The 16240-nt window shown below is 26.0% G+C and carries 13 protein-coding genes, 1 tRNA gene and 1 pseudogene; 14 read left to right on the top strand and 1 reads right to left on the bottom strand.

Going from position 1 to position 16240, the window contains the following annotated elements:
• Window positions 1–42: 42 nt before the first annotated feature.
• Entirely contained in the window at window positions 43–558 is a 516-nt protein-coding gene (locus tag AC2JAQ_RS12270; RefSeq protein WP_488456700.1) for a hypothetical protein, read from the bottom strand.
• Between the two features lie 236 nt (window positions 559–794).
• On the opposite strand from AC2JAQ_RS12270, the pseudogene glsA reads away from it, so the two are divergent.
• From glsA to AC2JAQ_RS12200, 14 genes and pseudogenes are all read left to right on the top strand, one after another.
• Window positions 795–1712: pseudogene (glsA, locus tag AC2JAQ_RS12265) on the top strand (glutaminase A).
• A 336-nt stretch (window positions 1713–2048) separates the two neighbouring features.
• Window positions 2049–4649 (top strand): DNA polymerase I, encoded by a 2601-nt coding sequence (gene polA, locus AC2JAQ_RS12260; RefSeq protein ID WP_488456699.1) that lies wholly within the window; start codon window positions 2049–2051, stop codon window positions 4647–4649.
• 15 nt (window positions 4650–4664) lie between these two features.
• On the top strand, window positions 4665–5264 hold the full coding sequence (gene coaE / locus AC2JAQ_RS12255; protein ID WP_488456698.1) for a dephospho-CoA kinase: 600 nt from the start codon (window positions 4665–4667) through the stop codon (window positions 5262–5264).
• A gap of 9 nt (window positions 5265–5273) precedes the next feature.
• Window positions 5274–5819: a lytic transglycosylase domain-containing protein gene (locus AC2JAQ_RS12250; RefSeq protein WP_488456697.1), complete on the top strand. Its 546-nt coding sequence runs from the start codon at window positions 5274–5276 to the stop codon at window positions 5817–5819.
• 109 nt (window positions 5820–5928) lie between these two features.
• Window positions 5929–7044, top strand: a complete 1116-nt coding sequence (locus AC2JAQ_RS12245; protein ID WP_488456696.1) for a glycosyl hydrolase family 8 — start codon at window positions 5929–5931, stop codon at window positions 7042–7044.
• A gap of 46 nt (window positions 7045–7090) precedes the next feature.
• A tRNA-Leu gene (locus AC2JAQ_RS12240) sits at window positions 7091–7175 on the top strand.
• Window positions 7176–7266: 91 nt separating this feature from the next.
• Window positions 7267–7869 (top strand): hypothetical protein, encoded by a 603-nt coding sequence (locus AC2JAQ_RS12235; RefSeq protein ID WP_488456695.1) that lies wholly within the window; start codon window positions 7267–7269, stop codon window positions 7867–7869.
• Between the two features lie 118 nt (window positions 7870–7987).
• Entirely contained in the window at window positions 7988–8908 is a 921-nt protein-coding gene (locus tag AC2JAQ_RS12230) for an alpha/beta hydrolase (protein WP_488456694.1), read from the top strand.
• A gap of 133 nt (window positions 8909–9041) precedes the next feature.
• Window positions 9042–9977 carry a tetratricopeptide repeat protein gene (locus AC2JAQ_RS12225; protein WP_488456693.1) on the top strand — a complete coding sequence of 312 codons (936 nt, stop codon included), beginning with the start codon at window positions 9042–9044 and terminating at the stop codon, window positions 9975–9977.
• Between the two features lie 128 nt (window positions 9978–10105).
• Window positions 10106–11998 (top strand): sensor histidine kinase, encoded by a 1893-nt coding sequence (locus tag AC2JAQ_RS12220; RefSeq protein WP_488456692.1) that lies wholly within the window; start codon window positions 10106–10108, stop codon window positions 11996–11998.
• On the top strand, window positions 11988–12902 hold the full coding sequence (locus AC2JAQ_RS12215) for a hypothetical protein (RefSeq protein WP_488456691.1): 915 nt from the start codon (window positions 11988–11990) through the stop codon (window positions 12900–12902). Before AC2JAQ_RS12220 ends, AC2JAQ_RS12215 begins: the two co-directional genes overlap by 11 nt.
• 59 nt (window positions 12903–12961) lie before the next feature.
• Window positions 12962–14029, top strand: coding sequence for a sensor histidine kinase (locus AC2JAQ_RS12210; protein WP_488456690.1), 1068 nt, complete (start codon window positions 12962–12964; stop codon window positions 14027–14029).
• Window positions 14030–14074: 45 nt separating this feature from the next.
• Window positions 14075–14572: a TspO/MBR family protein gene (locus tag AC2JAQ_RS12205; protein WP_488456689.1), complete on the top strand. Its 498-nt coding sequence runs from the start codon at window positions 14075–14077 to the stop codon at window positions 14570–14572.
• A gap of 340 nt (window positions 14573–14912) precedes the next feature.
• Window positions 14913–16070 (top strand): amidohydrolase, encoded by a 1158-nt coding sequence (locus AC2JAQ_RS12200; protein ID WP_488456688.1) that lies wholly within the window; start codon window positions 14913–14915, stop codon window positions 16068–16070.
• Window positions 16071–16240: the final 170 nt, after the last annotated feature.

The raw sequence follows: 16240 nt of genomic DNA, 5'->3' as shown, positions 1-16240 counted from the left end.
ATGCACTAAAAATTATAAAACAATTGAGTAAGAAATATTATTTTATAAAAGTCCGTTCATTTTCATAAGAGCGTAATAATACATGTCTCCATCTTCAGAAGTGCAGCCATAATCAATTAAATAATAATTATCATTTACAATTCCCCAAGAACTATGGACATATAAGTCTTCTTTAAAAAGAAAATACTTATCTCCAAGCTCACTTATATCATCTTCAACAGAGTTTTCATCTCGTAATTTCTTTAAATCAACAAAAGAGTTTCTTTTTACATAGGGAAAAATTTCTGCCCTAGGCATGATTAGAATTTTCTTATTATAAAGTAATACCGGACATAAATAGCGTTTAAGTTTATAAGGAGCATTTTTGAAAACATATGATTCAACAAAGTTTTGGTGTAGGCCATCTTCATTTTTAGCTACTTTTATAACTAAATTTTTATTTAAAGCAAAAACTTTTCTTGCAATTCCTTCTCCTAAAAAGGTGAAACTTTTTTTATATTCTTTCATTGGAACAGTGTTTAAATATTTCATTAGTATATTAAGATTATCTATATTCATAATAATAAACCTCAAAGCTTTTTATTATATTCTATGAGTGAGGTTTAATAAAAGTTGCTTAAGATATGAGTTATTTTACTAGGGAAAAAATAAGTTTCTAAAGTTTTTATTATATTAGAGATAAGTATCAAAAGTATATCAAAAAATTTATAATAATTAGTTTAAAATGTTATAATGTTTATATATTAATTATTAAGTTATTACACTATAAATTTTAGACTAAGGAGCGAACTAAAGTGAAAAATTTTCTTGAGAGTTTAATAGAAAATAATAGACAGTATGTAGAACATGGAAAATTAGCATCATATATTCCAGAGTTAGAAAAAGCAAATAAAGAAGATTTAGGTATATATATAGTTACTCTTGATGGAAAAGAGGTAGGAGCAGGAGATTATGAGAAGAAATTTACTATTCAGAGTATATCAAAAGTCATAACTTTAATGCTTGCAATTTTAGATAATGGAAAAGATAGAGTGTTTTCTAGAGTAGGTGTTGAGCCAACTGGAGATAGTTTCAATAGTATAGTAAGTTTAGAGAGAAAACCTTCTAAAAAGCCTTTTAACCCAATGGTTAATTCAGGAGCAATTTTAACAACATCTTTAATAGAAGGGGATACAGAAGAAGAAAAATTTAATAGAATTTTAGAGTTTACTAGAAAAGTAACAGGAAACGATACTATAGAATTAAATGAAGATGTTTATTTATCAGAAAAAGAAACTGGTGATAGAAACAGAGCATTAGCATATTTTATGAAAAGTAACGGAGTTATAGAGGGAAATATAGATGATATATTAGATTTATATTTTAAACAATGTTCTTTAGAGGTTAATGCTAAGGATTTAGCAAGAATGGGAGCTATGCTTGCTAATGATGGGGTCCTACCTTGGAACGGAGAAAGAGTAATATCTAGAGAAATATGTAGAATAATAAAAACTATAATGGTTACTTGTGGTATGTATGATGATTCAGGTAAATTTGCAGTACATATAGGAATTCCAGCTAAGAGTGGAGTCGGTGGCGGAATAATGGCTGCTGTTCCAAGAAGAATGGGAATAGGTATTTTTTGACCTTCTTTAGATGAAAAAGGAAACAGTATAGCAGGAACACATGTAATGAAGGATTTATCTGAAGAATTAGATTTAAGTATTTTCTAAAATGTGTTAATATTATTAGAACTAATGGGAAAAATCATTAAAAGAGATGATTGTTTAAAAGTCTAAAATAAACTTATAAATATATTCAAAGAATTACTGAATATCGTTAAGAATTTATAGCAATTACTCCGAAAGATTTACTAAAGCTTCGAAACTCCCGCTGGTCAAACAGTCTCAGCTTATTAACGTAAATCTTTCTACATAATTGCTTAAATTCTAAAACTCATTCAGATATTCTTTTCATATTATTTATAAGTTTTATTATAGAAAGACTTTATATAATAGAGTAAATATCTAGAATGTTAGATTAATAGAATAATATATTGGAGGATTAGAATGAAAAGATTATTAATATTAGACGGGAACAGTCTTTTAAATAGAGCCTTTTATGCGGTGCCCTTATTAAGTAATAGTGAGGGAACTCATACAAATGCCATTTATGGTTTTACAAATATGCTTTTCAAAATGAGAGATGATATAAAACCAGATTATATAGTTTGTACTTTTGACAAGAAAGCACCAACTTTTAGACATTTAGAGTATGAGGATTATAAGGCTGGTAGAAAGAAAATGCCTCCTGAATTAGCAGAGCAGTTTCCTATTGTTAAGGAAATGCTAAAATTATTCTCAATAACAACATATGAGTTAGATGGATTTGAGGCCGATGATATAATAGGAAGCTTAGCTAAGTTTGCTGAAAATGAAGGTATAGAAGTCTATGTTATGACAGGAGATAAGGATGCTCTTCAGTTAGCATCAAAAAACATAAATGTTTGCATAACTAAGAAGGGTGTTTCTGAGACTGAGGTTTATAATTACGATAGGATGGTGGAGGAATTTGGAGTAACTCCAACTCAATTTATTGATGTTAAAGGGCTTATGGGAGATAAATCTGATAATATTCCAGGAGTGCCAGGTGTAGGAGAAAAAACTGCATTTAAACTTATCAAAGAATATGGTTCAGTAGAATCTGTTTTAGAAAATATAGATAACATAAGTGGTAAAAAGCTGAAAGAAAATTTAACTGAATATAGTGAGCAGGCTATATTTTCTAAGAAATTAGCTACTATTATGACTGATGTTCCTATAGAGTTTAATTTAGATGAGATTAAGTCTAAAGAGGATTATAATAAGGATGAATTAAAGGCTTTATTCACAAAACTTCAAATGAAATCAATTTTAGAAAAATTATCAGATGGCGAGGAAAAAGAACCAGAGATAGAAATTAAAATCACTAATATAGAAGATGGAAAAGAGTTAGAAAAATTACTTAAGAATATAAAGAATGAAGTATATATTAACTTTACTTACTTAAATAAAGAAAAGTATTCTACTATAGAAATTGATAAAATATTTATTAATTATGATGGAAAGAATTATTCAGTTAGCTTTAAGAAACTAATTAAAGAAGAAAATAATATTAAATTATTTAAAGATTTCTTCCAAGATGAAAATATACTAAAAAATGGGTATAGCGTAAAAAATGCTTTAACAGCTTTAAGAAAATTAGGAATAGATTTAAAGGGATTAGCCTTTGATTGTGAATTAGCTGCATATTTAATAGATTCATCTAAAGGAGAATATTCTCTTTTATCATTAGTAAATAATTATCTATCAAAATTCCCTAATATAAAAGAGGGAGAAGAAGAGTTAGTTGGGATTTCATTTATGAAGGATTTAACTCTAGTCTTAAAGAAAAAGATAGAAGAAGAGAAAATGGAAAGATTAATGTATGATATTGAACTTCCTTTAGAATTAGTTTTATCTTCTATGGAATCAATAGGGTTTAGAGTAAACAAGAATATTTTAGATGAGTTATCTGTTAAGTTTAAAAGAGAACTAGATGAAACACAAAAGGAAATATTTGAACTTGCAGATGAAGAATTCAACATAAATTCTCCAAAACAATTAGGTAAGATATTATTTGAGAAATTAGATTTACCAGTTGTAAAGAAAACTAAAACTGGATATTCAACAAATGCAGAAGTTTTAGAAAAGTTAAAGGACAAACATCCTATAATAGAAAAAATAACATATTTTAGACAGCTTTCAAAAATATACTCAACTTATGTTGAGGGATTAAAGTCTGTTATAGACACAGATGGTTCTATACATTCAACATTCAACCAAACTGTAACTACAACAGGAAGACTTTCATCAACAGAGCCTAATCTTCAAAATATACCTATAAAATATGAAATGGGTAGAGAAATAAGAAAGGTATTTATACCAAAAGAAGAGGGCGATTTATTAATATCAGCCGATTACTCACAAATAGAACTTAGAGTTTTAGCTCATATTTCAGGTGATGAAAATATGATAAATGCATTTAATCATCACTCAGATATACACACTAAAACAGCTTCAGAAGTATTCAAGGTTCCAGTTGAGGAAGTAACATCATTAATGAGAAGTAGAGCTAAGGCTGTAAACTTTGGTATAGTTTATGGAATAAGTGACTTTAGTCTTTCACAAGATTTAAATATTCCAAGAAAAGAAGCTAAAGAATATATGGATATATATTTTGAAAGATATCCTAAAATTCAAGAATATATTTCAAATGTTATTGAAGAAGCCAAAACAAAGGGATATGTATTAACTATGTTAAATAGAAGAAGATATATACCAGAAGTAAATGCTTCAAATAAAATAGTAAAAGCTTTAGGTGAAAGACTTGCTATGAATGCTCCAATACAAGGAACAGCAGCAGACATAATAAAGCTTGCTATGGTAAATGTTTATAACAAAATAATAGAATTAAACTTAAAGAGTAGATTAATATTACAAGTGCATGATGAACTTATAATAAATGTTGTTCCAGGAGAATTAGAAGTTGTTAAAAAACTTCTTAAAGAAGAAATGGAAAACACAATTAAATTAAGTGTACCATTAGATGTTGACGTTAATGTTGGAGAAGATTGGTATAGACTAAAATAAGGGGGTACTAATTCTATGATTAAAGTAGGCCTTACGGGAGGAATATGTTCAGGCAAAAGCACAATTTCCTCTATGATAAAGGAGGCAGGAATACCAGTTATAGATGCAGATATTATTGCTAGAGAAGTATTAGAAAAATATCCTGATATACTTTTAAGGGTAAGAGTTGCTTTTGGAGATCATTTCTTTGATTGGAGAGGTGACTTTAGAAGAAGAGAGTTTGGTAATCACATATTTAGATTTCCTAAGGAAAGATTAAAGTATGAAGAAATAATAATACCTTATATAAAAGATGAAATTGCTATGAAACTTGATGAGTATGAAAAATCAGGTACTAAGTTAGTAGTAGTAGATGGGGCAACTTTAATAGAAAATAATATGCATAAAGATATGGATATGGTTGTTTTAGTTTGGGTAGATAAAAATAGTCAGATAGAAAGAATATGCTTCAGAGATAAGTTAAGTAAAGGAGAAGCCATAAATAGAATAAATTCTCAATTAAGTCTTGAAAAAAAGAAAGAGTATGCTAACTTAATGATTGATAATAGTGGTAATTTAATGAAGACAAAGGAACAAATTGATGATTTATTAGAGTTTTTTACTTTGTATCAATAGGAGAGTTATATGAAGAAAATTATAAGGCTAGTTATAATTGTTTTAGCCATATATTTACTGTTTTTAGGGAGTGGGTATATATTAAAAAACGTTATATTTCCACTAAAATATATGAATTATGTAGAGAGATATAGTAAAGAATATGATTTGGATCCTTATTTTGTTCTATCGGTAATAAAAGCAGAAAGTAATTTTAATGAGGATGCAAAATCGAATAAGGATGCAAGAGGGCTTATGCAGATTACTACCTCTACTGGAAAATGGATAGCTGAAAAACAAGGGATTATTGATTTTAATACTGATTTATTATCAGAACCAGAAGTTAATATAAGGTTTGGATGTTGGTACTTAAACAATCTTTATCAAGAATTTAAAGATTGGGATCTTGTAATTGCAGCTTATAATGCTGGTAGAGGACGGGTTCAAGAATGGTTAAAGAGTAATGAACATTCTGATGATGGAAAAAATCTTACTTACATACCATTTAAAGAAACTGATAAATATGTAAAAAAAGTAAATGTTTATTATAATATATATAGGTCACTTTATAATTAAGTGACCTATATATATGTTTTTTTTAATATACATAGAAACGGTACAAATATTCTTAGTATTTTAGGTATTATATTTTTTATATGTTACCGCTAGTTTTGGAGGTGATGTTTTGAAAAAGTTGGGAATAGCTATGGGTTTAATAGTGATAATAGCTGCAGGAGTATTATTTTTTAATAGGGAATACTTAAAACCAGTACATATGACAGTGGATTGGAATGATAATTTTAATCCACCACAAGAGAAGATATTATTTGATTTCATAGAAAAGGACTTAAGTAAACCTGGATATGGAATCTATACAAATTATTTAGATAAAAGTTCAGAAGGAGATATAACTAAAGGTCATTCAGTTTTATCAGAATCAGAGGGACTTATGATGCTTTATGCTGTAAATGCTAACGACCAAGAATTATTTAATCAGCACTTTGATATAATTAAAGAAATGAGATTAAAAAATGGGCTTATAAGTTGGAGAAAAGATGGTAATGAAAATTCTCCTTCTTCTGCGACAATAGATGAGCTTAGAATAATTAAGGCACTTCTTTTAGCAAATAATAGATGGGGAAATTTCTACTATAAATTTTATGCTATAAATATTGCTAATTCATTATTAAAGCATGCAGAAGAAAATGGTATCTTAGTAGATTATATAGATAATTATGGTAAAGGAAATACAACAACTTTATGTTATTTGGATTTACCAACAATGAAATTATTAAGCCAAGTAGATAAAGAATGGGAAAGTATTTATGAAAAATCTAATTCAATAATAGAAAATGGTAGAATATCAGAAAGTGTTCCTTTATATAGAAAAGTATTTTATGAGGAAACTCAAAAATATGATGAAGATGAAAATATTGATTTATTATTATCTACAATAGTGATTTTAAATAGAATTGAAGCTGGAGAAAATGAGGATTTATCTATTAAGTGGATAAAAGAAAAATTCAAAAAAGATGGTTTCTTAGTGGCAACTTATGATTCAAAAAGTGGAATGCCAACATCACAGGTTGAATCACCTTCTATATATTCTAATGTAGCCTTAATAGCAAACTATATTGGGGATAAGGCGTTATTCAATAAGGCGATAGATAAGTTAAAGTACTACCAAATAAAAAATAAAGATGATGTACTTTATGGTGGTTTTGGAGATACAAAGACTAAAAGTGTATATTCTTTCGATAATTTAAATGCTTTATTAGCTTTTCAAAAAGATGAGGAATAAAATAAATAAACCCTGCATATAAATATATTAGCCAGTGTGTTTATATGCAGATATGGTGGAATGGCAGACACGATATCTTGAGGGGGTATTGCTCTAGTGGTGTGCGGGTTCAAATCCCGCTATCTGCACCAAATGACTAATTTCTAATTAAAGAAATTAGTCATTTTTTATTATATTAAATGTATAATATAATATTAAGCACTTATTAATAAGAGGGGTAAAATGAGCAAAAACTTTGATTATAGTCTTAAAAATTTAAGCCATAAAATAGAAGAATCTTTAAGAAAAAGTTCATTTTTAGGAGAGGGTCATAATGGAGTAGTATTTTTGCTTGAAGAAAATAAGGTTATAAAAATATTTAGAAGAGTTAATGTTTGGCAGGATGAAAGTAGTATTTTAAAAAGAGTTGGAAAATCTAGATTTTTTCCTAAAATGTATGAATGCAAGGAAGGATATATTGTTAGAGAATATGTTGAAGGAGTTCGCTTAGATAAATATTTAAGAAGAGATAGTTTAGATGAAAGTTTATGCAAAGAATTATATTTAATGATTTTGGACTTTGAGAAATTAGGGTTTAAGAGAATAGATATAAGATGTAAAGACATATATATACAAAATGACTATACACTTAAAATAATAGACCCTAAAAATAATTATAAGAAGAGAGTATCTTATCCAAGGCATCTTTTTAAAGGGCTTTATAAAAGAAATGAACTAGATAGATTTTTAGATTATCTTTTTAAGGTAGATAAAAAGAGGGCTGTGGTTTGGAAGAATAAGTTTGAAGAGTATGCAGAAAGAAAAAACTTATCAATAAAATATTAATAAATGTATAAAAAATAGTAAATTAATGAAGTAAGCTATTTAACTAAACACAATTAAGGAGTATCTTATACATAAGAAGAATTTTGAACTATATAGTCTAAAAAGGGAGCTGATGAACTTGAGAGAAGGTTTTATATTTAGAGATAGTGAAGGATTAGAATTACAAGGGTATAAGTGGAGTGATGGAAAAGAGTTTAAAGCAGTGGTGCACATATTGCATGGAATGACAGAAGATGCCACTAGATATGATGAGTTTGCAGAAAAACTTGTTAAAGCAGGTTTTTTAGTTTATGCCCATGATCATAGAGGACATGGTTCTACTGCAAAAGACTTGGATTCTTTAGGATATATTGCTGATAATGAAGGCTTTCAGTGGATGGTCGAGGATTCTAAAACACTAATAGAAAATTCTAAGAAAAAACATAAAGGATACAAAATAATACTTTTTGGTCATAGTATGGGTTCATTTATAAGTCAAAGATTAGTTCAAGAGTATAATGATTTAGTAGATATGTTAGTTTTATCCGGGACTAATGGAGAGCCTAATAAATTAGCTCCTCTTGGAGAATTAATAGCTAAAATAGAAATTTTATTAAGGGGGAGAAAACATAAGAGCAAACTTATGGATAGTTTAATTTTTGGAGGCTTTAATAAAAAGTTTAAACCATGTAGAACTAATTTTGATTGGCTTTGTAGTGTAGAAGAAGAAGTAGACAAGTATATAAATAATGAAAGATTTGGTTTTATATGTTCAAGTTCATTCTACTATGATTTATTAAGAGGTGTAAGAAGCATACATAAAGTTGAAAATATGAGTAAAATAAATAAAGAAATGCCTATATATATTTTTGCTGGTGATAAGGATCCAGTTGGTAATTTTGGAATGGGTATAATTAATTTAAGAGATAAATTAAAAAAATTTGGTGTAAAAGACGTTCAGTATAAATTATATGAAAATGGTAGGCATGAAATGCTAAATGAAAAAATTAAGGATGAAGTTATGGAAGATATTATTAGATGGATGTTGAAAAATATTTAAAAGATATATATAATAAATTAGAGTTTTAATGGGAGCGTATCAAAAGATTGATACCTCCTTTTTTAATTTCTATAAATTAAGAAAAATTTGATATAATAGATTAATATAAATAGGTTAAAAAATAGGAGAAGATATGGATAATGATTATAGAGTTATAGATAATTATATACATAGTGGTGATAAAGCACATGATGAAGGTAATTTAATAAAGGCATTAAATTATTATTTAAGAGCAGAGGAGCTTTTAGGGAAAGAAAAGGATATTGATTTAATAATAAGTATAGCTTTAATGTTAGATGAATTAGGTGATACTGAGAAAGCTAAAGAAAAGTATGAAGAGGCTTTAAGTATAAATAATTGTGAAGTTAGAGCTTATTATGGTTTAGCTGTAATATACGATGAAAAAGAGAATTATGGTAAAGCTATAGAATTATATAAAAAAGCTATTGATATAAATCCAGTATATGATAGGGCTATATTCTTTTTAGCAAATGCATTAGATAATGTTGGAGATAAAGAAGGTGCTATAGAGTATTATAAAAAAACAATAGAAGTTTGTCCTGAAGATTTTTGGGCATATACAAATTTAGGATCAATATATGAAGAGCAAGATATGCTTCAAGAGGCATATAGAATGTTTTCTAAAGCACTTCAAATAGATGGAGATAATTATTTAGCATTATTTAATATGGGAGTAATATATAAGAGGCTAAATATTTATGATAAGGCTAAGAAATTTTATGAAAAATCAATAAAGAAGAATTTTGGATATGCTTATACATTTTTAAATTTAGCTGTAATATATAAAGAAGAGGATAATATTGAAAAAGGAATAAATATATTATCATTAGGCTTAAGATTTAATCCTGAGAATCATTTTTTATATTACAATAGAAGTTGTTTTAAGGCTATTTTAGGAAAAGATTTAGATGATGCTACAAATGATTTAATTAAAGCAGTTGAATTGTATCCTGATTTTGTTAAATATATAAATAAAGATAATGAATTAATTGATGTTAGAGAAAGTAGTAAATTTAAAAGTTTTTTGAACACGTTAAATATTAGCTAAGGCTAATATTTAACGTGTTTTTATTTAAGGTTACAATATTATACAATAATTTACAAAAAATAAATATTTTAAAAAGATTTTTGTGATAATGTATATAATGTATATTTAATTTCAAAGGGGTGAAAATATTGGAATGTATAGAAAATGATTACATGAATTTAGATTTAAGAAAAACATATAATTTAATTAATATTTTTATTGGGATAATAATTATTTTATGTACAGCGTATATTTTTAATCCATATACTGCAATTAATTTATCTAAACTTGTTGAAACTGTATTAATGTTTACCATAACATTCATTACTACTACTATCTTTAAGTTTTCTAATAAAAAAATATTTATACTAATGAGTATCTGTTTATTATTTCTTGCCCTATTAAAGTTTAAGATTTTAATAGGTTTAATAATATATTTTGGGGAACGACAAATACTTGAATATATAAATTTTAAAAGTGTTTATATATGCGTTATTTTAGAAATTATATATTGTTTTTTAGTTATAGACTATATTAAAAAAGTAGAGATAAAAACTAAGTTAGTAATATATTTATTTGTTTTAATTTCAATTATTGGTATATTTTTTGATTATATATATATTTCTTGGATAACATCAATAGCTCTTTTTTCGATGCTTTTATATGTTTTAAGGAATTTTAAGCTTTATGAAAAAAAAATGTTAAACAATTTTAAATTATTAGTTTTAATGAATCTTGTTTTAGTAATATTAGATTTTTTTACATATAGCTTTGGTTTAGAAATACTTATATTATTAAAAAATATATTAAAAATATTATTATATTTTTTCGTATATGCTTGGATTTCAGATATGTTAATTAAAAAACCACACGAGACTTTAAATAAAAATATAATTGATAAAAATGAAAAACTTGAAATATTAAATAAACGGATGGAAGAAAGTAATAATGAATTTAAAAAGTTTAAAAAAAGGATTGAATATAAAGGAGTTAATTTTAGAAAATTTTTTGATGATGTACCTACTTCAATAGTAGTTTTAAATAAAAAGAATTATAGAGTTTTTGCATTAAATAAAAGATTAGTACATGAACTAAGATTAAAAAATAAAAGGGATATTATAAATAGAAATTTATTTAAAATTTTAAATATTCATAATAAAGAGGAACTTTTGTTAACTAAAAAAGGAGAAGCTTCACTTATTATATGTGGAGTAGAAATGTTTTGGGATGTAGATATTATATTAGAAGCTGATGATTTTTTAATAATATCTTTAAAAAATATTAGTGAATTAAAACGTTCAGAGAAAATAAAAAATAATCTAAAAAAAAGAACACTAGAAGAACAGATAAAAAATGATTTTTTATCAAGTATTTCTCATGATTTAAAAACTCCTATAAATGTTATATATTCATCAGCTCAGGTACAAGAACAATTTTATAAGAAGCAAAATATTGAAAAGGTTGGTTACTATAATCAAGTTAATAAAGAGAATTGTATAACATTACTGAGGTTAGCAAACAACCTAATTGATTCATCAAAAATTAATTATAATTATTTAAAACCAAATTTTAAAGTTTATAACATAGTAACATTAATTGAAGATTTAATTGGAAATCTATCAGAATATATTAAGGAAAAAAATTTAACATATATTTTTGATACAACTGAAGAGGAGATTTATGTTAAATGTGATCAAGAACTTATTGAACGAATAGTTCTAAATTTAATATCAAATTCCATAAAGCATACAATTAATGGGGGGATTGGAGTAAGTATTACAACTAATAAGAATAAAGTATTTATTGATTTTTCAGATACTGGAGAAGGAATGGATAAGGAATTTTTAGAAAGAGCTTTTTTAAGATATAGTAAGGGAAAAGGGAAGAGAAAAAATATAAAAAATAAAAGTACGGGTATTGGATTATATATTGTAAAAAGTTTAGTAGAATTACAAAATGGAAATATAAAAATAAATTCTATTAAAGATGTAGGAACAAATATAAGGTTAGAATTTAATAAGGAGAAAGAGTGTGGAATATAAAGTAGAACATGAGAATCCTAAATTTCAATATTACATTTTAAGGCTAATATATGTAATGCTAATAGTAGTAACACTAGTTTTTCTTAAGAGTGAAAATCATGTTTTATTATATAGAACTTTAGATTTATCTTCAGTTATAATGTTAGGAGCAACTTTATTTATAAGAGAAAGTAGTAAAATAGATAATAAAAAAGACTTAGTTTCATTTATTAGTATAGGTATTTTTTGGTTTATGATACCAGAATTATTTTATCTAATCCTAGATTTAGATTTATATACATTATATGAAACAGTTGCTTATAAGTTAATAAGTATAATAATTCAGTATTTCATTATAATTGCCATAGTTGTAGGAAAGAGATATAATATTAGTTTTAAGAAATTAAATTTACTTTTATTAACAATAAATATAATTTGGGACACTATTTATTTATTTATAATAAATAATAATGAAATAATGTTGCATTTTATTGGGGAATTTTACATTAATAATTTTATGTTTACATTCATTATCATACTATTTGTAATAATATTTATAGTAAGTATTATAGAGGAGAGACATAGTGATTATAATAAATTTTTTTATTATTTAGTTCTTTATATTTTATTATTTTCTATAAGTAATATTATATTTTTGAATAATCTCGACAAAGTAAAAGATGTAAGTCAATATAATGTTTTTTTTAGTCAAATTTTAGATTTTTCAGCGTATTATATTTTGGTAGAGGGGATGATAATGTTTTCATTAAACAAGAGTTTTAATGATATAAATAGAATAATACTTTTAAAAAGAGAAGAATATGAAAAGAATAAAAGATATTTAAAGAAAAAGGTTGATGAATTAAAGGAATTAGAAGAACTATTAGTTAGAGAAGAAGATTTATTTATAAAATTGTTTCTATAATAGGAGATTATATTTTTATTTTTAAGAAGGAAAGATTATTTTATTTAAATAATGAAGCAATGAGCTTTTTAGGAATTTATGATAGAGAAGCTGTCCTGTTTGAGAGTTTGGAAGTTTTAAATGAAAGAATATTAAAAAAGCAAATCTATTCAAAGGAAAAAAATAATAGTAAAGACTTATATAAAGAAATAATTTTTCAAAACTTTAATGGTGAGTATTCTAACGGAGAAATCTATACAATACCTTTTGGAGATGAATATAAAATTATAATTATAAATGATGTTACTAAAAAAAATAATGCTTTAAGATTAAATAAATATTTAACAGAGAAATTAGAAGAGGAAAATATAAAGGGAGAATTCTTTACAAATATATGTCATGAGCTAAGAACTCCCATAAATGTAATAAGCTCGGCTCTTCAATTAAATAACTTAAATATAGAGAATAAGAATATTAAATCAATAGAAAAAAATAATTTAGTAATTAAGCAAAACTGTTTAAGACTTATAAGAACAATAAATAACTTTATAGATGCTAATAAAATATCGGAGGGTCAAATAGAAACTAATATTATGGTGCTTAACATAGTTGAGGTTGTTGAAAATGTACTAGATGCATCTGCAGAATATATTAAAAAGAAAAAGATTAATTTTATTTTTGATCCAGATTTTGAAGAAATATTTATAGCATTTGATAGAGAATTTTTAGAAAGAATAATATTAAATATATTATCTAATTCTGTTAAGTATGGAGATACAAATGGAAATATATATGTAAAAATATATTTTGAAGAAAAAAATCTTGTCATAATGATAAAAAATGATGGAGTTGCTATAAGTTACGATGAGCAAAAATATATATTTGATAAGTTTACGAAAAATAATAAAGCTTTAAATAGAACTCAAGAAGGAAGCGGTTTAGGGCTTTATATAAGTAAGTCATTAATGAAAATACAAGGAGGAGATTTAAAAGTTGAAATCTATGAAAATTATGGAAATATATTTAAGTTATATTTTTATGATGTAGATCTATTTAAGGAGACAGAGCGAGTTAAGCACAGATTCAATAATGACTACTATAATCTAATGGAAAAAGCCGAAATAGAGTTTTCTGATATATACGTATAATATATATGAAAAAAAAGACATATAATTACCTGAGAGGTGATTTATGTGAATATATTTAAGGTTAATGGAAAATTTAATTTAGGAGATATAATAATAAGTTTATTACTAACCTTAGGTGGTGGATTTGTTATTGGGAGATTTATTGAGAATAGTGAACAAATATATTCCACTTTAAATAAACCGTGGTTTAGCCCACCAGCATTAGTATTTCCAATAGTATGGACTATTTTATATATACTTATGGGAATCGCAGCTTATAGGATATATTTAAGGCATAAACAAGGAGAAAAGACAAAGGCTGCACTTTGGTTTTATATTGTCCAACTCCTATTAAATTTTGCGTGGAGCATAGTATTTTTTTACTTTAAACTATACGGATTAGCATTTATAGAACTTATAATACTATTAATATTTATAGTTATAACTACAATTAAGTTTTTTAAATTTGATAAAATAGCAGGAATTTTAATGATTCCTTATATAATATGGGTTTCTTTTGCTGGAGTATTGAATTTTTTCATATGGATGCTAAATGAAATGTAATTAAAAATCCCTTTTATTTTTATATAATAAGAGGGATTAATTATTTAGTGCTATAATTATATGTGAATATTTATTTAAGAGTTTGTTTTAGGTAAATATTGATTTTTAGCTAGCCCTCCAGACCTAGCTTAATTTCGCAAAGTATTGCTATCATTTACTCCAGAATAATAGCTAAAGCTTTTAAACTCGCTACGTTCAAACAGAAAAAGCTTCTTAACGCTATTATTCTTACGTATATGATGCAATACTAGATGCTCATTAAGATGGTCTTACTGTTCTATCTAAAAATCAATATTAGTTTAAAACATAACTTAATCAATAAATAAAAGGGGGAGAAAAGATGTTAATTAGAAATGGGAAGATATTTACTTGTGAACAAAGTAAAGTGTATGAGAAGGGTGATATTTTAATTAGGAATGGAAAAATAGATAAAATTGGGGAAGATTTAAGTCAATACATAAAGGATGAAGAGGTTATTGATGTTGATGGATTATTTGTTTTTCCAGGTTTTATAGAGGCTCATTGTCACCTTGGATTACATGAAGAGGGGAATAAGGGAGCCGGAAATGGAACAAATGAAATGAGTAATCCTATAACTCCACAAATGAGAGCTATAGATGGAATAAATCCATTTGATGGAGGATTTCAATGTGCAAGAAAGGCAGGGGTTACTACAGCAGTAATTGGACCAGGAAGTGCTAACATAATAGGAGGGCAATTTGCAGCAGTAAAAACAAGTGGAATATGTATTGATGATATGGTTATAAAAGAGCCTGTAGCAATAAAGGTTGCTTTTGGAGAAAATCCAAAAAGAGTTTATTCAGGAAAGAATAAGATGCCTAATACAAGAATGGCTATTGCAGCTTTATTAAGAGAAACATTAACGGAGGCAATTAATTATAAAAATAGAAAGATTGATGCTGAAATAGAAGATAAAGTCTTTAGTAAGAATTTGAAGTATGAGGCTCTTCTTCCAGTACTTAATAGAGAAATACCTATTAAAGCTCATGCTCATAGAGCAGATGATATTTTAACTGCTATAAGAATAGCTAAGGAGTTTAATATTAAATTGACTTTAGATCACTGTACAGAAGGTCAATTAATAAGTGATTATATTAAAAAGGAAAATCTAGATGCTATAGTTGGACCAACCTTAAGTTTTAATGGAAAAGCAGAAACCTTAAATAAGACCTTTAAAACACCAAAGTCATTAGTTGATAAAGGAATTAAGGTTGCCATAACTACAGATCATCCAGTAGTAACCATAGATAATTTACCACTTTGTGCAGCTATGGCAATGAAAGAAGGACTTACTTTTAATGAAGCATTAGAAGCAATAACAATAAATCCAGCTGAGATAATAGGTATAGATGAAAGAGTCGGAAGCTTAAAAGAAGGTAAGGATGGGGATTTAGTAATTCTAAATGGAAGTCCTTTTGAAATTGCTACAAAAACAATTTATACAATTATAAATGGAGAGGTAGTTTATAAAGACTAGGAATAAAAGTGATTTTATATTATAATAAATAATGTTTTGAATTTAGGCTTATAATTAGGTTTTGTTTTAGATAGATGTTGATTTTTAACTAGACCCTAAGAACTAGCTTAATTTTGTAAAGTATTGATATAATCTACTCCAGAATAATAGCTAAAGGTTAAGTGAAAGTC

It is taken from the genome of Clostridium sp. LIBA-8553 (assembly GCF_057782465.1).
This window is presented reverse-complemented; position numbering and strand designations above follow the sequence as displayed.